The organism is Pseudomonas kielensis, assembly GCF_030505375.1.
GTDB lineage: Bacteria > Pseudomonadota > Gammaproteobacteria > Pseudomonadales > Pseudomonadaceae > Aquipseudomonas > Aquipseudomonas kielensis.
This window is the reverse complement of sequence record NZ_CP130043.1, coordinates 4612511-4633877: the sequence shown is the minus strand read 5'-3', so window position 1 is coordinate 4633877 and position 21367 is coordinate 4612511. Positions and strand designations below refer to the sequence as shown.

Annotated in this window: 21 protein-coding genes and 1 pseudogene; 6 read left to right on the top strand and 16 right to left on the bottom strand. The window is 63.5% G+C overall.

Going from position 1 to position 21367, the window contains the following annotated elements; genetic code table 11:
* Nucleotides 1-56: 56 nt before the first annotated feature.
* Both Q1W70_RS21680 and Q1W70_RS21675 read right to left on the bottom strand, forming a co-directional pair.
* On the bottom strand, nucleotides 57-1064 hold the full coding sequence (locus Q1W70_RS21680; protein ID WP_302097909.1) for an Ldh family oxidoreductase: 1008 nt from the start codon (nucleotides 1062-1064) through the stop codon (nucleotides 57-59).
* 106 nt (nucleotides 1065-1170) lie between these two features.
* Nucleotides 1171-2001: pseudogene (locus Q1W70_RS21675) on the bottom strand (aldo/keto reductase); the annotation flags it as partial.
* Nucleotides 2002-2031: 30 nt separating this feature from the next.
* On the opposite strand from Q1W70_RS21675, the gene Q1W70_RS21670 reads away from it, so the two are divergent.
* Complete coding sequence (locus Q1W70_RS21670; protein WP_166591814.1) at nucleotides 2032-2796, top strand: alpha/beta hydrolase; 765 nt, start codon at nucleotides 2032-2034, stop codon at nucleotides 2794-2796.
* 30 nt (nucleotides 2797-2826) lie between these two features.
* Here Q1W70_RS21670 and Q1W70_RS21665 read toward each other — a convergent pair whose 3' ends face one another.
* Together Q1W70_RS21665 and Q1W70_RS21660 are read right to left on the bottom strand one after the other, a co-directional pair.
* Nucleotides 2827-4383 carry a TerC family protein gene (locus tag Q1W70_RS21665; protein ID WP_166591813.1) on the bottom strand — a complete coding sequence of 519 codons (1557 nt, stop codon included), beginning with the start codon at nucleotides 4381-4383 and terminating at the stop codon, nucleotides 2827-2829.
* Nucleotides 4384-4955: 572 nt separating this feature from the next.
* Nucleotides 4956-6371: an MFS transporter gene (locus Q1W70_RS21660; protein WP_206684595.1), complete on the bottom strand. Its 1416-nt coding sequence runs from the start codon at nucleotides 6369-6371 to the stop codon at nucleotides 4956-4958.
* A gap of 129 nt (nucleotides 6372-6500) precedes the next feature.
* Between Q1W70_RS21660 and Q1W70_RS21655 the strand changes: the two genes are divergently transcribed.
* The gene (locus Q1W70_RS21655; protein ID WP_166591811.1) at nucleotides 6501-7433 is read left to right on the top strand and encodes a LysR family transcriptional regulator; all 933 of its coding nucleotides are present in this window, start codon (nucleotides 6501-6503) and stop codon (nucleotides 7431-7433) included.
* 57 nt (nucleotides 7434-7490) lie between these two features.
* Nucleotides 7491-8132: an alanyl-tRNA editing protein gene (locus Q1W70_RS21650; protein ID WP_302097899.1), complete on the top strand. Its 642-nt coding sequence runs from the start codon at nucleotides 7491-7493 to the stop codon at nucleotides 8130-8132.
* 10 nt (nucleotides 8133-8142) lie between these two features.
* Here Q1W70_RS21650 and Q1W70_RS21645 read toward each other — a convergent pair whose 3' ends face one another.
* The 4 genes from Q1W70_RS21645 to Q1W70_RS21630 all read right to left on the bottom strand — a co-directional run bounded on the left by Q1W70_RS21645 (nucleotide 8143) and on the right by Q1W70_RS21630 (nucleotide 10472).
* Entirely contained in the window at nucleotides 8143-8739 is a 597-nt protein-coding gene (locus Q1W70_RS21645) for a LysE family translocator (protein WP_302097898.1), read from the bottom strand.
* Nucleotides 8740-8790: 51 nt separating this feature from the next.
* Nucleotides 8791-9627 (bottom strand): AraC family transcriptional regulator, encoded by an 837-nt coding sequence (locus Q1W70_RS21640; RefSeq protein WP_302097897.1) that lies wholly within the window; start codon nucleotides 9625-9627, stop codon nucleotides 8791-8793.
* 87 nt (nucleotides 9628-9714) lie between these two features.
* Nucleotides 9715-10149: an MAPEG family protein gene (locus tag Q1W70_RS21635; protein ID WP_166591807.1), complete on the bottom strand. Its 435-nt coding sequence runs from the start codon at nucleotides 10147-10149 to the stop codon at nucleotides 9715-9717.
* Entirely contained in the window at nucleotides 10146-10472 is a 327-nt protein-coding gene (locus Q1W70_RS21630; RefSeq protein ID WP_166591806.1) for a DUF2834 domain-containing protein, read from the bottom strand. The genes Q1W70_RS21635 and Q1W70_RS21630 overlap by 4 nt, the downstream gene beginning before the upstream one ends.
* A gap of 115 nt (nucleotides 10473-10587) precedes the next feature.
* On the opposite strand from Q1W70_RS21630, the gene Q1W70_RS21625 reads away from it, so the two are divergent.
* On the top strand, nucleotides 10588-11409 hold the full coding sequence (locus tag Q1W70_RS21625; RefSeq protein ID WP_265537861.1) for a helix-turn-helix domain-containing protein: 822 nt from the start codon (nucleotides 10588-10590) through the stop codon (nucleotides 11407-11409).
* A 342-nt stretch (nucleotides 11410-11751) separates the two neighbouring features.
* Here Q1W70_RS21625 and Q1W70_RS21620 read toward each other — a convergent pair whose 3' ends face one another.
* The 5 genes from Q1W70_RS21620 to Q1W70_RS21600 all read right to left on the bottom strand — a co-directional run bounded on the left by Q1W70_RS21620 (nucleotide 11752) and on the right by Q1W70_RS21600 (nucleotide 17310).
* Nucleotides 11752-12852, bottom strand: a complete 1101-nt coding sequence (locus Q1W70_RS21620) for a polyamine ABC transporter substrate-binding protein (protein WP_265537862.1) — start codon at nucleotides 12850-12852, stop codon at nucleotides 11752-11754.
* A 238-nt stretch (nucleotides 12853-13090) separates the two neighbouring features.
* Entirely contained in the window at nucleotides 13091-14209 is a 1119-nt protein-coding gene (locus Q1W70_RS21615) for an agmatine deiminase family protein (RefSeq protein ID WP_265537863.1), read from the bottom strand.
* Between the two features lie 29 nt (nucleotides 14210-14238).
* Nucleotides 14239-15342 carry an extracellular solute-binding protein gene (locus Q1W70_RS21610; protein ID WP_182340673.1) on the bottom strand — a complete coding sequence of 368 codons (1104 nt, stop codon included), beginning with the start codon at nucleotides 15340-15342 and terminating at the stop codon, nucleotides 14239-14241.
* Nucleotides 15339-16253 carry an N-carbamoylputrescine amidase gene (aguB, locus tag Q1W70_RS21605; RefSeq protein ID WP_265537864.1) on the bottom strand — a complete coding sequence of 305 codons (915 nt, stop codon included), beginning with the start codon at nucleotides 16251-16253 and terminating at the stop codon, nucleotides 15339-15341. The genes Q1W70_RS21610 and aguB overlap by 4 nt, the downstream gene beginning before the upstream one ends.
* 4 nt (nucleotides 16254-16257) lie before the next feature.
* Nucleotides 16258-17310: an agmatine deiminase family protein gene (locus Q1W70_RS21600; protein ID WP_166591800.1), complete on the bottom strand. Its 1053-nt coding sequence runs from the start codon at nucleotides 17308-17310 to the stop codon at nucleotides 16258-16260.
* Nucleotides 17311-17444: 134 nt separating this feature from the next.
* On the opposite strand from Q1W70_RS21600, the gene Q1W70_RS21595 reads away from it, so the two are divergent.
* Entirely contained in the window at nucleotides 17445-18308 is an 864-nt protein-coding gene (locus tag Q1W70_RS21595) for a LysR substrate-binding domain-containing protein (protein ID WP_166591799.1), read from the top strand.
* Nucleotides 18309-18315: 7 nt separating this feature from the next.
* On the opposite strand, the gene Q1W70_RS21590 is transcribed toward Q1W70_RS21595, so the two are convergent.
* From Q1W70_RS21590 to Q1W70_RS21580, 3 genes are all read right to left on the bottom strand, one after another.
* Nucleotides 18316-18981 carry a M24 family metallopeptidase gene (locus tag Q1W70_RS21590; protein WP_166591798.1) on the bottom strand — a complete coding sequence of 222 codons (666 nt, stop codon included), beginning with the start codon at nucleotides 18979-18981 and terminating at the stop codon, nucleotides 18316-18318.
* Nucleotides 18982-19067: 86 nt separating this feature from the next.
* Complete coding sequence (locus Q1W70_RS21585) at nucleotides 19068-19460, bottom strand: GFA family protein (RefSeq protein ID WP_182340682.1); 393 nt, start codon at nucleotides 19458-19460, stop codon at nucleotides 19068-19070.
* 103 nt (nucleotides 19461-19563) lie between these two features.
* The gene (locus tag Q1W70_RS21580; RefSeq protein ID WP_166591796.1) at nucleotides 19564-20034 is read right to left on the bottom strand and encodes an Lrp/AsnC family transcriptional regulator; all 471 of its coding nucleotides are present in this window, start codon (nucleotides 20032-20034) and stop codon (nucleotides 19564-19566) included.
* Nucleotides 20035-20158: 124 nt separating this feature from the next.
* Between Q1W70_RS21580 and Q1W70_RS21575 the strand changes: the two genes are divergently transcribed.
* Nucleotides 20159-21358 carry a methionine gamma-lyase gene (locus Q1W70_RS21575; RefSeq protein WP_166591795.1) on the top strand — a complete coding sequence of 400 codons (1200 nt, stop codon included), beginning with the start codon at nucleotides 20159-20161 and terminating at the stop codon, nucleotides 21356-21358.
* Nucleotides 21359-21367: the final 9 nt, after the last annotated feature.

Genomic DNA, 21367 nt, shown 5'->3' with positions numbered 1-21367 from the left:
GAGTTGGGTGTGTGCGGAATCTGCAAGCACCCGCTCCGACAGGGCTATCCGCCCGTTCAGGCCAACAACGCTTTAAGGTCGTGATACAGCGCCTCGGGGATCTGCACGCCTTCGACCAGGCTGCGGGCCCGCGCTTCATAGCGACGTTGCGACGGCAGGCGCGCGCCCTGGCCTTCGATACTCTGGAACAGGGTTTCGGCACGGGCCAGGTGGTGCTCGGTGGCGTCACCGAGGAAGCGCCGAGGATCGAGGGCGATGATCAGTTCGCCATGGTACGGCGAGGATTTGCTGCCTGCGTCGTAGGCCAGGGATTCGGCACTGGTCAGGTCACCGATCAACGGCCCGGCGATCAACTCCACCATGGCCGCCAGTGCCGAGCCCTTGTGCCCACCGAAGGTCAGCATCGCGCCGCTGTCGAGCACCACGTTGGCATCGGTACTCGGCCGCCCCTGCCCATCCACGCCCCAGCCTTCGGGAATCGCCTTGCCGGCCCGGCGGTGCAACTCAATATCGCCACGGGCGATCGCACTGGTGGCGAAGTCGAAGACAAACGGCTCCTGGCCGGCGCGCGGCCAACCGAAGGCAATCGGGTTGGTGCCGAACACCGGCTGACTGCCGCCGGCCGGTGCGACCCAGGCATGGCTCGGGTTGCAGGCCAGCGCCACCAGGCCGGCCGCGGTGAGTTGCTCGATCTCCACCCACAACGCGGAAAAATGCACACAGCGATTGATCGCCAGGGCAGCAATCCCGTTGGCCCGGGTTTTCGCCGCCAGCAACGGCAACCCAGCCTGGAACGCCAGTTGGGAGAAACCGCCGGTCGCGTCGACCCGCACGATCGAGGGCGCCTGGTCGATCACCTGGGGTTCGGCATCGGCCGAGACCTTGCCAGCGCGCAGTGAATTCACGCAGCCGAGAATCCGGTACAAGCCATGGGAGGCGCAGCCATCACGCTCGCCGGCGATCACCGTGTTGCTCACTGCCTGGGCGTGGGCGGAGTTAAAACCGTTGTGCAGCAGGATCGATTCGGCCAGCTCGCGGGCTTCGGCCAGGGACAGTCGGATCATAGTCAGCTCCTTGAACAGACCGTCCAGACTCGCCCATTCCAGAGCCCCCGGCTTGATCGCTTTAGGCCCGGGCGATGACGATTTCGGCATAGCCTGGCGCAGTCGGTCAGCCGATCAGATCAATCAACTGCTCACGCTGCGCCCCGGTCAGCATCGAGCCAAACCCGGCACCGGCGTTTTCGCTCATCAAGCGTGGGTGGCGGGTGCCAGGAATCACGCACGTCACCGCGCAATGGGACAACACAAACTTCAGCGCCAGTTGCGCCCAACTGCTGACCTGCACCTGTGCCGCCCAACCCGGCAGCGGCTTGCCTTTGAGCCTGGTCAGCAAGTCACCGCCGCCAAACGGCCGGTTGCAGATCACCGCCACCCCACGCTCGCGGCACAACGGCAACAGGCGCTTCTCGGCGGCACGGTCATCGAGGGCGTAGTTGATCTGCAGGAAGTCCAGCGTCTCGGCCTTGAGCAGTGCCTCCACCTCGTCATAGGCGCTGGCGGTGTAATGGCTGACGCCGATGTAGCGAATCCGTCCGGCCGCCTTCCACTCTCGCAGCGTCGGCAGATGGCTCTGCCAGTCCAGCAGGTTGTGGATCTGCATCAGGTCGATGCGATCGGTCTGCAGCAAGCGCAAGGACTGCTCCATCTGCCGGATGCCCTCCTCGCGACCTCGGGTCCACACCTTGGTCGCCAGGAACGCCGGCGAGCGCGGCTCGTGGATCGACAGCAACTCACCGCTGGTCTGTTCGGCCCGACCGTACATCGGCGAGCTGTCGAGCAGCGTGCCGCCCTTGGCAAACAACGCACCGAGCACCGCCGGCAACTGTTGGTAGGACGCCGTTCCGGGTACGGCATCAAAACCGCGATAGGTGCCCAACCCGACGATGGGCAAGGGTTCGGAGCTGGAAGGAATGGCGCGGGTCAGCATGTTCATGCCTCCTGGTCCGATCGATGTACTAACGTTAGACGAATGTCGCGCATCCTGGTGTCCATCGTGGTTATCGCTGCAGCGCTGTACCTGGCGCTCTGTGCGGGACTGTGGGTGTTCCAGCGCGCGCTGATCTACTTCCCGCAGCCAGGTTCCGCTGACAGTGCGACGACACAGATGAGGCTGGTGGTGGATGAGGCCCAGGTGCTGGTCAGCGTCCGCCCGCGCGACGGGCCCCAGGCCTTGATCTACTTCGGTGGCAACGCCGAGGATGTCTCGGCGAACCTGCCGCAGTTTGCCCGGGCCTTTGCCGACCATGCCCTGTACCTGATGCACTACCGGGGTTTTGGCGGCAGCAGCGGCTCACCTTCGGAAGAAGCGATTGCCGCGGATGCGCTGGCACTGTTTGATCAGGTCTACGCCGACCACCGACAGGTTGTCGTGATCGGTCGCAGCCTCGGCTCCGGGGTCGCGGTGCGTCTGGCCAGCCAACGACCGGTGGCACGGCTGATCCTCATCACGCCCTACAACAGCCTGGAGGAACTGGCCGCGCGTCAGCTGCCAATCTTCCCGGTGCACTGGCTGCTGCGCGACCGCTACGACGCCTGGAAGTACGCCCGGCGTATTCAGGTGCCAACCTTGCTGCTCGCCGCCGAGCACGATGAAGTCATCCCCCGCGCCAGCACCGAACGCCTGCTACAGCAATTCGACCCTGGCGTGGCAAGGCTTGAGGTCATACCTGGCACGGGACACAACTCCATCGCCGCCAGCCCCAGGTACCTGCCGCTGCTGCGCAAAGGGATGTGACGGCTGCGTCAACGGCCGCAGGACGATCATTCAACTTGGCAACACTGGACTCAGCAACACCCGCGTCACCCGCCGCTCTTCGACCTCGACCACGGTCAGGTTCCAACCCTGGCAGGTCAGTGTGTCGCCAATCACCGGCAGACGGTCCAGCAGGCTCATGACCAGCCCCGCGAGGGTCTGGTAGTCATCCGTGGCCTTGGCCTGGAAGCCGATCTGCTGGCGAATCTGGCTCAGGTTCAGCGCGCCGCTGACCAGGAACCCATTGCCCTGGGCCACGATGTTCGGGCCTTCGATTTCGCTGGCGTCCGGCAACTCGCCGGCGATCGACTCAAGAATGTCAGTCATGGTCAGCAAGCCGATGAAGTCACCGAACTCGTTCACCACAAAGGCAATGTGCGTCGACTCCTTGCGCATCTGTTCCAGCGCATTGAGGATCGAGAAGTTCTCCAGCAGGTTGATCGACGTGCGGGCCATGGCTTCCAGGTTGGGCTGATGGCCGGCGAGCAATTCCTTGAGCAGCTCTTTCTTGTGGACGAAGCCCAGCGGCTCATCGATGCGGCCCTCGCGGATCAACGGCAACCGCGAGTACGAGGAGTGCATCAGCGTGGTCCGGATGGTCTCGGCCGAATCGGCCAGGTCAATGTAATCGACCTCGGCGCGCGGCGTCATGGCGCTGCGGATCGGCCGCTCGGCCAATTGCAGGACGCCGCTGATCATCACCCGCTCGCGACGATCGAAGACCTGATCGGCCTCAGTACCGTCGAGCATGTCGGCAATTTCCTCGCCCACTTCATCAGCGTGCAAGGTGCGCCCGCCCAGCAGACGCAACACCGCATGGGCGGTCCGCTCGCGCATTGGCCGGTGCCCTTGCAGGCTCTTCTTGCGCCGCGCCCGCGCCAGTTGGTTGAACAGCTCGATCAGGATCGAGAAGCCAATGGCCGCGTAGAGGTAGCCTTTGGGAATGTGGAAACCCAGGCCCTCGGCGGTCAGGCTGAAGCCGATCATCATCAAAAAGCCCAGGCAGAGCATGATCACGGTCGGGTGGCTGTTGACGAAGCGGGTCAGCGGCTTGCTCGCGATGATCATCAGGCCAATGGAGAACACCACGGCAATCATCATCACCGACAAGTGTTCGACCATGCCCACCGCGGTAATGACCGCGTCCAGGGAGAACACCGCATCAAGCACCACGATTTGCGCCACGATCGGCCAGAACCTGGCATAGGCGGACGTCCCGGTGTGGGTGGCAACGTGGCCTTCGAGGCGCTCGTGCAACTCCATGGTCGCCTTGAACAACAGGAACACACCACCGAACAACATGATCAGGTCGCGGCCCGAGAACACCTTGTCGAACACCTCGATCAAGGGCTCGGTGAGGGTCACCATCCACGAGATGCTGGCCAGCAGGCCCAGGCGCATCAGCAATGCCAGCGACAGGCCGATGACCCGGGCGCGGTCACGCTGCTCGGGCGGCAATTTGTCGGCCAGGATGGCAATGAACACCAGGTTGTCGATGCCGAGCACCAGCTCCAGCACAATCAGGGTCAACAGGCCAAGCCAGGCCGTGGGATCTGCAATCCATTCCATAGGGATTATTTGCTCTCTCGAATCAGCTTGAACGATTGACGCGCACGCAGGTGCGACGCCCTGCAACGCACAATGGGGGCGGTTTTGTTCGGAGTAAAGGGTGCTGCGCAACAGGCGAGGAAGGTGCCTGGGCGGTTTATCGCAACCGTGATAGGCGCGATGGACCTACGGGCGCTGACTGAGGGAAACGAGGCTGCAAGGTGAGCGAAGCGACTGGGAGGCTCCAGGAGGGTGTTCATACGGACCTGTAGAAAATTGGGTCCATGATCCTACAGTGCGGCAGGGCTTTTCTGCCGCGCAGAGTTATTACAAGATTTGACACGATCGTGCGGTGATTACACCGGGGAGATGGTGGCAAGGGCGCCGATCATGATCGTCAGCAGCAGGAATCCACCGAGAAACATCGCCATCTTGAACATCGGGCCTCCAAAAATAGGTTCAGGGTTGCGGCCCTATTGTGGCGCCCGGGCTGTATCGAAAACAGCGTCAGGTACAGATGAAAAATACGGATCAGATGCCACTTTACTGCCGGGTAGCGGGCGAGCTCGTCGAGGCGCTCGCCCTGATGAACATCAGTCGGGATCGCCTGAATGCCGACGCTTGCCCTGCGCGAGATGGCATATCAGCAGCGCCAGAACGATCAATCCGGCGGCAACCGCGAAGCACACATGCATCCCCCGGGCCAACGCGGGCGCAGACGCAGTTGACACATCCGCCGCCGTGGCGAAGGCAAACAACGCCCCCAGGCACGCTGTCCCGCTGATCAGCCCCAGGTTGCGTGACAGGCTCAGCAGGCCCGCCACCACACCCCGTTGCTGCGGGTCGATGGCGGCCATGATCGAGGTATTGTTGGCCGCCTGGAACAGCCCATAACTGGCGGTCAGCAACAGCATCGGCATGAGGTAGCCGGGCACCCCGCTGGCGCTCGGCAACAGTGCCAGCAACGTGGCGCCAAGCGCCATGCCCAGCAGCCCGGCCTGGGCCATGCGGCGCGTGCCGAAACGGTCGACCAGGCGCCCGGCCGGCACCCCGCTGAGGGCCGCGGCGGCGGGCCCCGCCGCCAGCACCAGCCCCACTGCCAGGGCATCGAGTCCCAGGCCGCGAGCCAGGTAGAAAGGCCCGACCACCAGCGTCGACATGATCACCGTCGACACCAGCAGGCTCATGGCCAGGCCTGCGCTCAGTTGCCGATCACCCAGCAGTGGCAGGCGGACCAAGGGTACCGCCGCTCGCCCCTGGCGCCAGACAAACAGCCCGGCGCCGACGGCTGCCAGCAGCAACAGCGCGCCCTGGCCCTGGGTCATGGCCAACGCATAGGCGCCCAGGGTCAACACCAGCAGCAGGCTCCCCGGCAGATCGAAACGGCGCTGTTCGCCCCGGGTGAGCGGTCCATCCGGCGGCAGGTAGCGCCAGGCCAACCCGCCATTGAGCAGACCCAGAGGCACGCTGACCAGGAAGATTGCCTGCCAGCCGAGGGCGACCAGCAACACCCCACCCAGCGCCGGTCCCAGTGTCGTGCCGATCGCCGAGAGGCTGCCCAGCAGGCCCATGGTGCTGCCCAACCGGGCCTTGGGCACGGTCTCGCCCACCAGGGCCAGGGTCAGGGCCAGCATGATCGCCGCGCCCAGCCCCTGCAGCGCCCGGGCGGCAATCAGCCAGCCAAGGCTGGGCGCCAGGCCGCAGAGCAATGAGGCCAGGGTAAACAAGGTGATGCCACACAGCAGCAGGCGTCGCCGTCCCAGGAGGTCACCGAGGCGACCGGCACTGACCAGCAAGGTGGTGATGCTCAACAGGTAAGCCAGGACAATCCACTGCACCTGGGCAAAAGAGGCCTCGAACGTGCGGGCCAGGGCCGGCAGGCCAGCATTGGCGATACTGGTATCGAGTGACGGCAACAGCATCGACAGTGACAGGCTGGCCAGTGCCCAGCGGCTCGACGGGGCCAGGGGCGGCGCTTGTGTGGCGGTTGTTGTGGGGAGTGTGTTCATGGATAAGGCCTCGCGCTCGGTGATGGATAAAAGCCTATGCCTGAGCGTGATGAGGCGGAAGACGCAGCATTTGCACTTTATAGCTGCAGCAAACGCCATCTCATGTGGACGGCGTGCTACCGTTGGCCAATGTCGACGCCCGATCTGAACCTGCTGATTACCCTGGACGCCCTGCTCGCCGAAGGCAGTGTGGCGCGCGCGGCCCAGCGTTTGCACCTGAGCCCCTCGGCGATGAGCCGGGCCTTGGCACGCTTGCGTACCACCACCGGCGACCCGTTGCTGGTGCGGGCCGGACGCTGCCTGGTGCCGACGCCACGGGCCATCGAACTGCGCGACCAGGTGCGCCAACTGGTGCAGGATGCCACCGCCGTGCTGCGTCCCGTCGAACAGCTGGACCTGGGGCATCTGGTACGCACTTTCACGCTGCGCACCAGCGACGGATTTGTCGAGAACTTCGGCCCGGCATTGATCCAGCGCCTGGCTGCAGAGGCGCCCGGCGTGCGCGTGTATTTCCTGCAAAAGCTCAGCAAGGACAGCACGCCCCTGCGCGAGGGTAGCGTCGACCTGGACACGGGCGTGGTCGAGCCTGGAACCAGCCCGCAATTGCACACTCGCCTGTTGTTCGAGGATCGTTTTGTCGGCGTGGTCCGCCACGGCCATCCCTTGAGCCAGGGTCAAATCACCGTAGCCCGCTACATGGCTGGGCAACACGTGCTGGTTTCCCGCCGTGGCCTGGACACCGGGTTGCTGGATCAAACCTTCAACAGCCAGGGCCTGCAGCGCAACATCGCGACCCTGGTCAGTGGGTTCGCCGCCGCGTTGGCGTTGACCCGCGACTCGCAACTGATCGCCACGGTGCCCGAGCGCCACACCCGGCACTTGCGCAGTGACCTGTTCAGCTTCACCTTGCCCCTGCCCACTCCGGCCATCGGCCTGTCACTGATCTGGCACCCACGAATGGACGCCGACCCGGCGCATCGCTGGCTGCGCGGCTGCATACGCGAGGTGTGTACCCAGGTGCTTGGCCAACCCGACACGTTGAGCAAGATCGTTCAAGCCTGACGCCGGCAACCCTTCTATGATTTTCGCCATCAACGTACTCAAGGACGGTGGCAGACCATGGCAACGCAAAAACTCTTCTGGCAAGACCCTTACCGAACCGAGCTGCAAACCCAGGTCACTGCGGTCGAGGGGGACGCGGTGCGTCTGGCACAAACGGTGTTCTTTGCCTTTTCCGGTGGTCAGGAGAGTGACAGCGGAACCCTCGCGGGCCTGACGGTGCTGGCGGCGGAAAAACACGGCCTGGACATTGTCTACACCCTGCCCGCCGGGCATGGCCTGCAGGTGGGCAGCGAAGTTGAGCTGCGCATTGACTGGGCACGGCGGTATCGCCTGATGCGCCTGCATTTTGCCGCGGAAATGGTGCTGCAACTGGTCTACCAGCTTGAACCGGACATCGCCCGCCTCGGTGCCCACATCTCGGCGGACAAGGCGCGAATCGACTTTGCCCGCGAGACCAGCATCGCCACCCTGTTCCCGCAGATCGAGCCCCAGGTCGTTGCCTTGTCGAGGGCCGACCTGCCCATCATCACCGCCTTCAGCGATGAGGCCGCGCAGCGCCGCTACTGGCAGGTCGAGGGGTTTGCGACCATGGCCTGCGGTGGCACTCACCCGCGCTCCACCGGAGAAATCGGCGCCCTCAAGCTCAAACGCAAGAACACCGGCAAAGGCAAGGAGCGCATCGAAATCACGTTGCTCTAGACACCCTGGCCTAGATGAACACCCCGCTCCAGGCCGACACCAGCAGCAACACCGCCAACCCACGATTCATCCGCACAAACGCCCGCGGCGAGCGCAGTACCCGGGCGCTGCCCACGCCCAACAACGCCCACAGGGTCATGCACGGCAGGCAGGTCAACAGGAACAACAATGACAACAGCAACATCCGCGACGCCTGTTCACCTTCGCCGGCAAACACACTCGCCACCGCCACCGCCATCATCCAGACTTTGGGGTTGATCACCTGCAGGGCCACGGCACCGAGCACGCCCATACCGGCGTCGCGCGTATCGGGCGAGTCCAGGGACGGCGGCGTACTGCGAAAGATCTGCCAGGCCAACCCACTCAGCCACAGCGCCCCGGCCCAGACCATCACCTGTTGTAAACGCGGGAACCGCCCCAGCGTCTCACCCAACCCGAGCCCGACGATCAACACCACCATTGCCGCTGCGACACAGGCGCCGAAAATAATCGGCAGGGTGGCAACCAACCCACGCCGGGAACCGTGACTCAGCACCAGGATATTGAGCGGCCCCGGGGTGATCGAGGCCACGAAGGCAAACAACAGAAAAGGCAGAAACGACAGCATGGCAGGGACTCCTTGATCAGACAGGGAGCCATGCTCGCGCGCCGACGGGGCTCAGTCTGGAAGGTTTGAGCAGCGCTTGCGGTAATCCGCCGGGGTGAGCCGATAGGCACGGCGGAACCAACGCCCCAGATGGCTCTGATCGGCAAAGCCCAGGGCGCTGGCAACCTGCGCCGGGGGTTCGCCCCGCGCCAGCCACAGGCGCGCCCGGGCCAGGCGCAGCTGGATCAGATAGGCATGGGGCGCCAGGCCAAACGCCGCCTTGAAAGCGCGGCTCAGGCGAAAACGATCGACGCCACAGACCTGGGCCAACTGATCCAGGCCGATGTCTTCAAAGGCGTGGGCCTGCAGGTAGTCACGCGCCACCTGGGCCACCCGTGGCAGGCGTGGATCAAAGGCCTGGCGCTGACGCCAGTCGAGGTGCCGGGTGAGCGCGGCCAACAAGTTATCGGTGGCGCTCTGGCGCACGATGCGCAACTCGCCCTGGTGCAGCGCCTGGAACGCCTGGCCAATGCACATCGCCAGGCCTGGGTCCTGGCTCAGGGTGTCGGCGAAGCCCAACTGGCTGTGCTGCGGCACATGCTCGAACAACAGGCGCAGTTGCTGCTCCAGCCACGCGGGATCGAAGTACAGCATGGAGTAAGTGAAACCTTCCTCGGTGGGTGCCTGCCCATCGTGGATTTCCCCCGGTTCCAGCATGAACACCTTGCCAGGCGTACTGAGGTGGCGCACCCGCCGACAATTGAACTGCTGCACGCCCTGCTCGGTGATCCCCACCAGGAAGCTGTCATGCCAGTGCGGGTCATAGGCGTGGCCCTGGAAATGGGCGCGGATCGACTCGATCCCGGTGTCGGGATCCTGGGACAGCTCGATCCAGTGGTGATCGTCCACGGTGCCTCCGGCGCCTGCACTGGGCAAAAAATGGGGGCGATCAACTTACCGCGCTTTGCACCGCGCTGTTTAGAAGATTTGTGCAGCCTATCCTGCTGCCGGAAAAATCCTCGCCGTGACCAGGCCAGCCATAGCCAGCAGGCAAGCCAGCCCGACCCCATAGGCCATCGTGCGCCAGGGCTGCCAGCCGCCGAGGTACATCAGGGTGTGCATCACCCGAGCGCCGGTGAACAGGCACAACAACATGGCCGTGACCTGGCCATCGGTGTCCAGGGCCAGGCACAACCCGCCCAGCACGAAGAACAGCGGAATGTTTTCCAGGTCATTGGCCCAGGCCCTGGCCGCCCGTTGTACCTGGGGCAGTTCCTGGGGTAACGCCTGGCGCTGGAAAAAACGCGCGTCCTCAGCGTTGGTGAACACCCGGTGGCGGATACGGAAAAAACCCTGGTAGCAGGAGATGAACAGCATCTTCCCGAACAACAGCAGGACGCACAGGGCATAGACGTGCAGCGTGCTGTTCATCCCTGCCCCCTGGCGCTGGGTTTGGCGCAAAAGCCATTGACGACCAGGTACAACAGCGGGCCGATCGAGACGAAGATCGCGGTGAGCAGCCAATACGGCAGCACCGAGACCAGGGAGCGCCCCCTGGCTCGGGCATCCTGGTACATCCAGACGCCGGCCATGACCGCCAGCAGGTAGAGGTCGATCACCACCTGGGCGGTGTCCGGCCGGGACAACAGGCCGAGCCCGAACGCCAGCAGCGATTGCTCGGCGATCGATAGGGTCCAGGCCGTGTACAGCGAAAATCCGCTCAAGGCGGCCAGGGCGAGATAGGGTCGGGACATGCGGTGCTTCCTGCAATCGGCGGTTGATGCACGGCAGGTTAGTGCTATCGTCGCCCGGCCCTCAATGACCTCCGAGGTCATGGACGCCTCCCCTTCGCACGGCCAGAGTCAATGTATGGATATCCGACCCTTTCCCCGCACGACGCCCCCCACCACCGCCGGCGAGCAGTTGCGCCTGCTGCGCCGCCAGGCCCGGCTGAGCCAGCTCGACCTGGCCCTGATTGCCGGGGTTTCCCAGCGCCACCTGAGTTGCATCGAAACCGGCCGCGCCCAGCCGAGCCCTGGCACCCTGCACAACCTGCTGACCGCCCTGGAAGCACCGCTGGAGCAGTGCAACCGCGTGTTCCTGGCATCCGGTTATGCGCCGCGCTACGAAGCGACACCACTGACGGCACCGCCCATGGAGGCGGTGCGCGGTGCCATCAGCCATGTCCTGCACGCCAACAACCCCGCGCCGGCGATTGTGCTGGGCAGCCACTGGGAGGTGCTGGCCGCCAACGCCAGCACGGCGGTGCTCTTTGATCTGGTGGGACTGCCGGCCGATGCGGCGACGCAGCTCAACCTGCTGGTGACGCTGCTGCAGCCGGGCGGGCTGGGCGACCATTTGCGCAACGCCGAGGAGATTCGCCGCCTGGCCTGGCAGCGCGCAACCCGCGAGGCCATGGCCAACCCGACCCTGGCGCAGCTCCTGGACACCCTGCCCGCCCCGGCCAACCCGCCGCCAATGACCGCTGAACTGCCACCGCTGGTACTGACCCGCATCGACTGCGCCCAGGGTGAACTGAATTTCCTGTCGACCTTCACCACCTTCGGCATGCCCCAGGACATCACCCTGAGCTCACTGCGCATCGAACACCTGATTCCAGCCGATGCCCAGACCTGGCAAATCATGACCCGGGCGTATGAGCAGTCGTTGCACGATTGCGCCGAGGGTTGAGGGGGGGCTCTCGAGCGTTAACTCGCTGGGCCTGCCCCGTGACGTACGGCCATCCCGGGCAAGCGGAGAGCCGCCCGGCCCGCTCCCGCAGATTGGGTGGCCGTACGCAAAATGTGTGGGCAGCCAGATTCACTGTAGGAGCGAGCTTGCTCGCGAAGAACTTGAGAGCGACAGGTTCATCCAGCAAGTGCGCGTCATCGTTGACGTCCATCGCGAGCAGGCTCGCTCCCACACAGGTTGAGTGGGCTTGCGAAATCTGCGAACGCTCGACATCAGGACTTCACTCACGCTTCTGCCCAGGCAAACCGCCACCTTGCGTGGCAGTTTTCCAGGGCAAGGGCCTTATTTGTCGGTCTTGATGCTGGTCCAGACCCGGGTACGCACCCGCTCCAGCTTTTGTGGCAACGGCTGCACCACATACAGGGTTTTCAACGCCTCGCTGGTGGGCGTCAGGTTGGGGTTGCCGGTGATTTCAGGGTTGATCAGCGCCAGCGAGTCTTTGTTGGCATTGGGGTAGCCGAGGAAGTCGCTGATGGGGGCGATGACTTTAGGGTCCAGCAGATTGTTGAGAAACTCGTGGGCCTCAGCTACGTTTTTTGCGCTCTTGGGAATGGCAAAGGTGTCGAACCAGATCGGTGCGCCTTCCTTGGGCAGGCGCCAATCGACCACCACGCCATTGCCGGACTCCTTGGCGCGGTTGCCGAACTGATAAAAACTGCCGGAGTAACCGATGGCCACGCAGATATCGCCATTGGCGATGTCGGTCATGTACTTGGCCGAGTTGAAATAGGCCACGTAGGGGCGAACCTTGAGCAGCAGGGCCTTGGCCTTTTCGTAGTCTTGCGGGTTCTGACTGTTGGGATCCAGCCCGAGGTAGTGCAGGGCCAATGGCAGGATTTCCGTCGGCGAGTCGAGCATCGCCACGCCACAGGCTTTCAGCTTCTCCATGTTCTCGGGCTTGAACACCAGGTCCCAACTGTCCACGGGGGCATTTTCACCCAGGGCAGCCTTGACCTTGGCCGGGTTGAAACCAATCAGCACCGTGCCATACATGTACGGCACACCGTACTGGTTGCCCGGGTCATTCTGGTTCAGCAGCTTGAGCAGTACCGGGTCCTGGTGCTGCCAGTTAGGCAACTTCGACTTGTCGAGTTTCTGGAACACCCCGGCCTTGATCTGGGTCTCGAGAAACTGGTTGGAGGGCACCACCAGGTCGTAACCCGAGTTGCCGGTCAGCAACTTGGCTTCCAGGGATTCGTTGGTGTCGAAGGTGTCCCAGGTGACCTTGATGCCACTTTGCTTGGCGAAATCCTTGGGCACGGAGGGCAGGATGTAGTCCGCCCAGTTGTACACCCTCAGTTCGCGCTGTTCGGCGTGCACGGCGCTGGTCAGCAGCGTCAGCCCACACAAGGTGGCGCCCAGAATGCGGTTCATCGTGACCATGAATGGTTTCCCCAAATGCGGCGTTAGTTCGACGGTTTTTATGTTCTGTAAACGGCAGCGGGTTAAACGATAGCCAAGGGCAGGCGAATCCGGATTTTAGTTAGGGTTTGAGTGCACGTTCCGGGATCGGCCAACTGTCTTCGATTTTTGCCCAGTGCCGCCGCCGAACACAGTGGGACCTTGGCCAAAAGGGGATCGTAATGGCCAAAATAAATGGCCATTTGGGTCAGCACGCCACCTAGACCTGCGGCTGGTGACTGGTCACACAGTGGATGCCTCCTCCCCCGGCGCTGATGGCGTCGATGTCCAGTTGCACCACTTCGCGGTCCGGGTAGAGCCTGGTCAGCAACTCGAGGGCCCGGCGATCGGCCGCCCGGTCACCAAATTGCGGCGCCAGCACCGCGCCGTTGATCACGAAGTAGTTGATGTAGCCGGCGGCAAAATCCGGGTTGTCTTGACTGAACCTGTTGTTGCGCGGCTTGAGCGGCGGCGACACGGTGTGCACCTGCAGCTTGCGCCCCTGGGCATCGGTGGCCTGGCGCAGAATCTCCAGGTGGGCCAGCGTCACTGGGTGGTCGTAGGACGCCGGGTCCTGGTCGAGGTTGGCAATCACCACGCCGGGTTTGACGAAACGCGCATAAAAATCGACGTGGGCATCGGTGATGTCCTTGCCCTTGATGCCCGGCAGCCAGATGATCTTGCGCAAACCCAGGCGCTGCTTGAGGGCTTGCTCAACCTCGGCCAGGCTCCAGTCCGGGTTGCGGTTGCGATTGAGCCAGCAACTCTGGGTCATGATCGCCGTGCCCTGGCCATCGACTTCGATCCCGCCCCCCTCGCCCACCAGTTCACTGCGCAGGTAATCGGCCTCGGCCAATTCGGCCACTTGCGCGGCCACCTGTGCATCTTCGCGGTGCTGCTGTTTGTTGCCCCAGCCGTTGAAGTTGAAATCCACGGCGCCCAGCCCGCCGTGTCCGTCAATCACGAAGTTGGCGCTGATATCGCGCATCCAGATGTCGTCCAGTTCGGTTTCGACATAGGTGATGTTGGCCGTGCCGCAGTGCCGTTCGGCCAGGTCCCGTTCATGCTCGCGACAGAACACGGTCAGCGGCTCATAGCGGGCGATGGTGCGCGCGATCCGGCCGAGGGCCGCTTGCACGTCGGCGGTGAAGTCCTCCCAGATGGCGTCCTGTGCGCCAAAGGCGATAAAAGCACGCTGGTGCCGATCACCTTCGTCCGGCATGTGCCAGGGACCCGCGGCAGCCGCCCGCGCGGACAACGGCAGCAGGCCCATGGACGCCCCGGCGGCCCATCCGGCAACCAGCGAAACCTGCTTGATGAATTGGCGACGGGTCGACATGAGGCGTTTCCTCAAAGAGCTGGCGGTTGTCATTGGGCGGTGGCCGTCTTGAATTTGGTCCAGACGCGCATGCGCGCACGCATATCGGCCTGGGGAATATCCTGGCCGGGAATCAGACGCTGATAGGTGGCGGCGTCGAGGTAGATGTCCGGATTATTGCGCATGCTCCCATCGACACCTTCGCGCGCCTTGGCGTTGGAGGTGGGATAACCGGTGGCGTTACTGATGGCGGCCATGTTTTCCGGGCGCATGACGAAGTTGATGAAGGTATAGGCGTAGTCCGGGTGTTTGGCATCGACCGGAATCGCCATGGTGTCCATCCACACCGTGGTGCCTTCGCGGGGCACGCGGAACTGAAAGCGAGTGTGCTTGCCGGCACTGTCCGTGGTGCGTTGCGCCTGGGTCATGTCGCCGCTGTAGCCCAGGGACAGGCACAGGTTGCCGTTGACCAGGTCGCTCACCGGCTGCGACTGGAACTTGCGGATGTACGGACGCAACTTGCCCAGCAGCTCGCTCGCCGCCGCCAGGTCCGCAGGCTTGGCGCTGCGCGGTTCGCGCCCCAGGTAATGGAGGACCACCGCCAGCACTTCGTCGGGCGAATCGATGATCGAAATGCCGCAGTCGGCAAAGCGCTGGGCCAGCTCCGGCTTGAACAGCATGTCCAGGCTGTCGACCGGGGCATCGGCCATGCGCTGCTTGATCTGCTCGGCATTGTAGGTCAGGCCGATGGTGCCCCAGGTGTAGGGCACCGTGGCCTGGCTGGAATGCACATAGTGGCTGCGCAACTGCTGCAACCCCGGCTCGATGTCGTCCAGGGCGGTGAGCCTGGCGCGGTCCAGCGGCAACAGGCTGCCGGCGCGCATCAAGCGCTCGGCCACGGTGTCGCCGGGGAAGATCAGGTCGTAGCCGCTGCCCCCGGCCAACATTTTGGCCTCCAGTGTCTCGCTGCCCTCCATGACGTCATAGATCACCTTGATCCCGGTCTCGGCGGTGAACCGCGCGAGGGTGTCCTCGGCAAAGTAGTCGGCCCAGTTGTACAGCCGCAGGGTTTTTTCTTCGGCGTGCAGTGCCGGCTGGGTCACGCTCAACGCCAGTCCCAGCACGCCGATCAACAGCGGATTGGAAATGCTCATGCCAAATCTCCCGAGGTATGCCAGCGGGCATTGAGGTGGCGTCCGTCCTGGCTCAACAGCGGCCCGTACATCTCCGGCCGGCGGTCGCGGTAGATCCCCCAGTTCAGGCGTTCCTGCGCCATAGCCGTGAGGTCCAGGTCATGCAGGAGGATGCCGGCAGTGTCGCGATCCGCCTCAACCAGCAACTGGCCCTTGTGGTCGCAGATAAAAGACGAGCCATAGAAACTCATCTCAAGGCTGCGGTCGGTGGTTGCCACTTCAACACCGATGCGATTGGCCGCCACCACCGGCAGCAGGTTGGCCGCCGCATGACCACGCATGGTCATCTGCCAGTGGTCGCGGGAGTCCAGGCTGGCACAGCCCGGCTCCGAACCAATCGCGGTCGGGAACAACAGCACTTCGGCCCCCATCAAGGCCAGGCAGCGCGCGGTTTCGGGAAACCACTGGTCCCAGCAGATGCCCACGCCGAGCCGTCCGTAGGCCGTGTCCCAGACCCGAAAACCGGTGTCGCCGGGGCTGAAGTACTCCTTCTCCTGGTAGCCGATGGCGTTGGGGATATGGGTCTTGCGATACACCCCCAACAGGCGCCCATCGGCGTCCGCCACGCTCAGGGAGTTGAAGTAGGCGTTGCCCGCCCTCTCGAACCAGCTCAGTGGCAGCACCACCGCCAACTCCCTGGCCAGCGCCGCAAAACGCCGCAGGATCGCGCTGTCGTCATACGCCTGGGCCAGTGCCAGGTGTGGGTGGTGTTGCTCGATACAGAAATAAGGCGTGGCAAACAGCTCCTGCAGCAGGATGACCTGAGCCCCCTGGGCTGCGGCCTCACGCACCCGCTGTTCGGCCTGGTCGAGGTTATGGGCCAGGTCCCAGCTGCAGGGCATCTGGATGGTAGCGATCGTCAACAGGCTCATGGCATCAACCCTCCACCGGCCAGGCCGGCTGTTGCTGGGTGATGCAATGCACACCGCCGCCGCCATGGGCCAGGTGGTTGATCCGCACGGGCACCACCGTGCGCCCCGCAAACGCGCGGGCCAACACCTCGGCCGCCGCCTGGTCTGCGCTGATGCCATAGGCCGGCATGATGATCGCGCCATTGGCGATGTAGAAGTTGGTGTAGGAGGCGCAGAACACTTCAGCACTGGCATCCACCGCCTCGCTGGCCTCATACAGTTCGATCAGTTCGAAGGGGCGTCCGCGGGCATCGCTGGCCAGTTCCAGGGCACGGCGGTTTTCCCGCACCACCTCGGCGTACACCGAGCCGCGATCGTGGGTCGCGTCCACCAGCAACACCCCGGGACGGGCAAACGCGCACACGCCATCGACGTGGCCATCGGTCATGTCGCCGGTCACCGCGTCCGGATCGCCAGGCAACCAGATGGTCTTCTTGATGCCCAGCAGGCGGGCGAAGACCTGCTCGATCTCGGCCTTGGTCATTCCCGGGTTGCGATTGGCATTGAGCAGCACCGATTCGGTGGTGATCAGCGTGCCCTCGCCATCGACATGAATGGCCCCGCCTTCGTTGCACAGTGGCGTGCCAAAACACCCAAGCCCCAGGTGATCGAGGGCCCGGCGCGCCAGGCTGGCGTCCAAGTCATGGGCCGACTTGCCACCCCAGGCATTGAAGCGCCAGCTCACCCCCGCCACACCCTGTTGCGGGTGGCAGACGAAGCTTGGGCCGGAGTCACGGCACCAACTGTCGTTGACCGCCAGTTCGATCAGCTCGATGTTCGGCCCACACCAGGCCTTGGCACTGGCGAGCGCCGAGGGGTCGACCACCATCTTCACCGGCTCGAAGCGCGCAATGGCATTGGCCACCCGGGCAAAGTCCTCTTGCACCTGGGGCAAGGTGACGCCCCAGCCGGACTCCCAGAGTGCCTGATTGTGCGGCCACACCATCCAGGTAGCCGCGTGCCGGACCCACTCGGCCGGCATCCACCAACCGTCGTTCAATTGTTCGTCGTGCTGCATGACAAGTACCTTTGAGTTAAGTCATTGTGTTCAATGAAATCGGCCTACGAGGTCTTGGCATGCATGCTACGGCTGTGAAAACGGGCAAACAAACGATGGATTTTGCGTAAAAGTGATTAGAGGAACTTATCAGTATGCTTAAGCACTGGCCGCCGCTCAGCACCCTGCGTGGCTTTGAAGCCGCCGCCCGGCTGGGCAGTTTCCACAAGGCCGCCACCGAACTGCACCTCACTCAGTCGGCCATCAGCCAGCAGATCCGCAGCCTGGAGGCGTACCTTGAACAACCGTTGTTTTTCCGCAATGGCCGCAGCGTTGCGCTGACCGATGCCGGGCATGATCTGCTCAGTACCACCCAGGCGCTGCTGCAACAATTGGCCGTGGGGATCCGCCGCCTGGGCCAGTACCAGAAGCCCAACCAACTGGTGCTCAACACCACGCCGGCGTTCGCCCGGCACTGGCTGTTGCCGCGCCTGGGGGATTTTCGTCGCCAGTACCCGGGCGTCGACCTGTGGCTCTTCAGCACCGATGAAGTCCCTGACATGAGCAGCCAGACCATCGACCTGGCGGTGCGCGATGACCTCAGCGCCCAGGCCGAGTGCAGCTTCAAGGTGTTGCACGCCGACCGCTTGTTCCCGGCATGCCACCCGAGCCTGCTGGCGATGCCCGGCGCACAGCGCAGTACCCTGCACGGCGAGCGGGAAATGGACTGGAGTCATTGGGCAGTGGAGGCTGGGATCGATGTCGGCCAGCAGGCCCAGGGGCTGAATTTTTCCGACCCCGGCTTGCTGCTGGACGCTGCCTGCGCAGGATTGGGCATGGCGTTGGTCAGCCAGTTGTTGAGCCACCAGGCCCTGGCCAATGGTTCATTGACCCCCTTGGTTGAGCAGACGATTCGGGGCCCGAACTGGGCCCTGCTGACCCATCGCGACAGCGAGAACAACCCGCTGGCGCGCAGTTTCAGCGAGTGGTTGGTGAACAATCTGCAAACGCCGCAATGATCCTTGATCAGATCAACAGGTCTTCATAGAACGCGCCAAACGGGCGCTGCGGGTGGGCGATCTGGATTTCCAGGATCCACAGACCGGTGTTGGGGTACTGGGCAAAATCGCCGAGATCACCGCCTCGGTGGATCGCGTGGGGGAAATCGCTGACCCGGTGGCCCTTGATGTCCAGGTTGAGCTTCCAGCCCATGCGCTGGGCTTCATCGGCGGCGTAACGGTACAGCTCGCTGCCGGCGACCCGCTCACTGCGCCAGTACCCTTCGACCCGCTGGAACAGCTCGCGGGCGGCCGCAGCGCAGGCGCTCATCTGTGGGTCGGAGCCGGTGGTGAAGGTGGCCCCGGCATCCCCTTCGTGGCCCTGCCAGACCACGCCCATGTCGACGAAAAAGATGTCGTCACGCCCCAGTTCCGGGTCGCCCTCGGAACGCTGCTTGAAGGTCTTGAGGGTATTGGCGCCGAAGCGGATCAGCAGTGGGTGCCAGATCCGGTCCATGCCCAGCTCTCCGAGGATCCGCTTGCCCAGCACCTGCGCGTCGGACTCGCGCATGCCCGGGGTGATTGCCGCGGCAATCTGCTCAATGGCCTGCCACGTCATCTGCTGCGCATGGCGCATGGATTGCAGTTCATAGCGCTCACCTACCGCTTCTTTGTTGCCCTGGGCCGTTGTCATCATTCATTCCCTTGGATAGAAACCGTCGATCGCTATATATTTTTATATATTGCGAAAAACTTCAACAACGGCATAGCCAAGACGCCTTACGCTTCCAGGCGCCCGCTGCCCTCACGGTCCTGCGGGTAGTGGTGGGACAGGGGAAATGCCGGCAACCAGGACTCGCGACGGATGACCCAGCTTTCGTACGTGGGCATCAACTGGTCTGGGGCATCCAGGGAACCCAGGTTGATTTCCACTTCGTCGGCGCTGCGGGCGAACACCGAGGAGCCGCAGCGCGGGCAGAAAAACCGTCCGGCGTAATCACGCGTTTCACCGGTGATGGTCACCGCTGTTTCGGGAAAAATCGCAGAGGCATGAAACAGCGCGCCGTGATGCTTGCGACACGCCAGGCAATGACACAGCCCAACCCGATAGGGCTGTCCTGCGGCTTCGATTCGGACCTCGCCGCACAGGCAACCGCCGGTAAATCGGTCCATGGTGCTGCTCCTCTGCCAGTCATCGATCAGCGCTGCCGAGTGCTACCTCGGTACGACCCTGTCGAGGGTAACAATAGCCGCTGGACAAGCGCGCCGGATCTCATCACCCCAACACTGGAATCACCCGCGAAGGCTTCACCGATTTAAACGAAAAGCTCGAATAAATCTCCTTCACCGCCGGCAAGGTCTGCAGCACTTCGCGGGCGAATTCGCCAAAGGATTCCAGATCCTTGGCCACCACCTCCAAGAGGAAATCGTAGCGTCCGGAGACGTTGTGACAGGCGACGATTTCCGGGATCTGCAGCAGCCGCTGTTCGAACGTGCGAGCCATTTCCTGGTTGTGGGATTCCATCATCACACTGACAAAAGCAGTGACGCCGTAGCCCAGGGCCTTGGGCGAGAGGATCGCCTGGTAGCCGGTGATCACCCCGCTTTCCTCGAGCATTTTCACCCGGCGCCAGCACGGCGAAGTCGTCAGGGCCACCTGGTCGGCCAGTTCGGCGGTGGTCAGGCGGGCGTTGCCTTGCAGGGCGTTCAGCAGGGCTTTGTCGGTACGATCCAGGCCGGCGGGCATATTTTGCCTCTTAATCTTGTTTTTATGGGTTTGTATTCCAATCAGGCGTTTATAAACGGGCAAGTTTGGAATTTATCGCGTTGAATTTGAGCATAGCATTGTAGGAAATCAGGGAGCGTTAACCATGAACAATAAAAACAACGAACTTGGCTTTTCTACCCGTGCGATTCACCACGGCTACAACCCGCTGGATAACCAGGGGGCGTTGATCCCGCCGATCTACCTGACGTCCACCTTCACCTTCCCCACCGCCGAATACGGCGCCGGCTGTTTTGCCGGCGAACAGCCCGGGCACTTCTACACGCGGATTTCCAACCCGACCCTGGCGCTGCTGGAGTCGCGCATGGCGACCCTGGAAAACGGCGAGGCCGCAGTGGCCTTCAGCTCCGGCATGGGGGCCATTGCCGCGACCCTCTGGACGTTGCTGCGCCCGGCGGACGAGATCATTGTCGACCGCACCCTATATGGCTGCACCTTCGCCCTGCTGCACCATGGCATCGGCGAGTTCGGGGTCAAGGTGCGGCATGTCGACCTGTCCAACCTCGACGAGTTGCGCGCAGCGATCAGCCCGGCCACCCGAATGATCTACTGCGAAACACCGGCCAACCCGACCATGCAACTGGTGGACATCGCCGCCGTGGCCAAGATCTCCCGTCAGCACTCGCAGGTCACCCTGGTGGTGGACAACACCTATTGCACGCCTTACCTGCAACGCCCACTGGAACTGGGCGCGGACGTGGTGGTGCACTCGGCCACCAAGTACCTCAGCGGCCATGGCGATATCACCGCCGGCATCGTGGTCAGCAGCCAGGCACTGGCCGACCGGATCCGCTTGCAAGGCCTCAAGGACCTGACCGGCGCGGTGATGTCGCCCCAGGACGCCTTCCTGCTGATGCGCGGACTCAAGACCCTGGCCCTGCGCATGGAGCGTCATTGCAGTAACGCCCAGGTGATCGCCGAATATTTGCAGGCACACCCGGCAGTCGAGTGGGTGACCTACCCGGGCCTGGCGTCTTTTGCCCAACACGAACTGGCCTCGCGGCAGATGAAATTGCCCGGCGGCATGATCGCCTTCGAACTCAAGGGTGGCCTGGTGGACGGCCGGCGCTTTATGAACGCCCTGCAACTGTTCAGCCGCGCGGTCAGCCTGGGGGACGCCGAGTCCCTGGCCCAGCACCCGGCGAGCATGACCCACTCCACCTACTCCCCGGAGCAACGCGCCGAACACGGCATTTCCGAAGGGCTGGTACGTTTGTCCGTGGGCCTGGAGGACATCGCCGACCTGCTGGCCGACGTCACCCAGGCCCTCGACGCTTGCGCCTGAGGGAGGCCC

Excerpts from the sequence above, each read along its gene's own strand:
- Q1W70_RS21680 (WP_302097909.1), bottom strand. The coding sequence starts at position 1,064 with ATGATCCGACTGTCCCTGGCCGAAGCCCGCGAGCTGGCCGAATCGATC.
- Q1W70_RS21670 (WP_166591814.1), top strand. The coding sequence starts at position 2,032 with ATGTCGCGCATCCTGGTGTCCATCGTGGTTATCGCTGCAGCGCTGTAC.
- Q1W70_RS21665 (WP_166591813.1), bottom strand. The coding sequence starts at position 4,383 with ATGGAATGGATTGCAGATCCCACGGCCTGGCTTGGCCTGTTGACCCTG.
- Q1W70_RS21660 (WP_206684595.1), bottom strand. The coding sequence starts at position 6,371 with ATGAACACACTCCCCACAACAACCGCCACACAAGCGCCGCCCCTGGCC.
- Q1W70_RS21655 (WP_166591811.1), top strand. The coding sequence starts at position 6,501 with ATGTCGACGCCCGATCTGAACCTGCTGATTACCCTGGACGCCCTGCTC.
- Q1W70_RS21650 (WP_302097899.1), top strand. The coding sequence starts at position 7,491 with ATGGCAACGCAAAAACTCTTCTGGCAAGACCCTTACCGAACCGAGCTG.
- Q1W70_RS21645 (WP_302097898.1), bottom strand. The coding sequence starts at position 8,739 with ATGCTGTCGTTTCTGCCTTTTCTGTTGTTTGCCTTCGTGGCCTCGATC.
- Q1W70_RS21635 (WP_166591807.1), bottom strand. The coding sequence starts at position 10,149 with ATGAACAGCACGCTGCACGTCTATGCCCTGTGCGTCCTGCTGTTGTTC.
- Q1W70_RS21630 (WP_166591806.1), bottom strand. The coding sequence starts at position 10,472 with ATGTCCCGACCCTATCTCGCCCTGGCCGCCTTGAGCGGATTTTCGCTG.
- Q1W70_RS21625 (WP_265537861.1), top strand. The coding sequence starts at position 10,588 with ATGGATATCCGACCCTTTCCCCGCACGACGCCCCCCACCACCGCCGGC.
- Q1W70_RS21620 (WP_265537862.1), bottom strand. The coding sequence starts at position 12,852 with ATGGTCACGATGAACCGCATTCTGGGCGCCACCTTGTGTGGGCTGACG.
- Q1W70_RS21615 (WP_265537863.1), bottom strand. The coding sequence starts at position 14,209 with ATGTCGACCCGTCGCCAATTCATCAAGCAGGTTTCGCTGGTTGCCGGA.
- Q1W70_RS21610 (WP_182340673.1), bottom strand. The coding sequence starts at position 15,342 with ATGAGCATTTCCAATCCGCTGTTGATCGGCGTGCTGGGACTGGCGTTG.
- aguB (WP_265537864.1), bottom strand. The coding sequence starts at position 16,253 with ATGAGCCTGTTGACGATCGCTACCATCCAGATGCCCTGCAGCTGGGAC.
- Q1W70_RS21600 (WP_166591800.1), bottom strand. The coding sequence starts at position 17,310 with ATGCAGCACGACGAACAATTGAACGACGGTTGGTGGATGCCGGCCGAG.
- Q1W70_RS21595 (WP_166591799.1), top strand. The coding sequence starts at position 17,445 with ATGCTTAAGCACTGGCCGCCGCTCAGCACCCTGCGTGGCTTTGAAGCC.
- Q1W70_RS21590 (WP_166591798.1), bottom strand. The coding sequence starts at position 18,981 with ATGACAACGGCCCAGGGCAACAAAGAAGCGGTAGGTGAGCGCTATGAA.
- Q1W70_RS21585 (WP_182340682.1), bottom strand. The coding sequence starts at position 19,460 with ATGGACCGATTTACCGGCGGTTGCCTGTGCGGCGAGGTCCGAATCGAA.
- Q1W70_RS21580 (WP_166591796.1), bottom strand. The coding sequence starts at position 20,034 with ATGCCCGCCGGCCTGGATCGTACCGACAAAGCCCTGCTGAACGCCCTG.
- Q1W70_RS21575 (WP_166591795.1), top strand. The coding sequence starts at position 20,159 with ATGAACAATAAAAACAACGAACTTGGCTTTTCTACCCGTGCGATTCAC.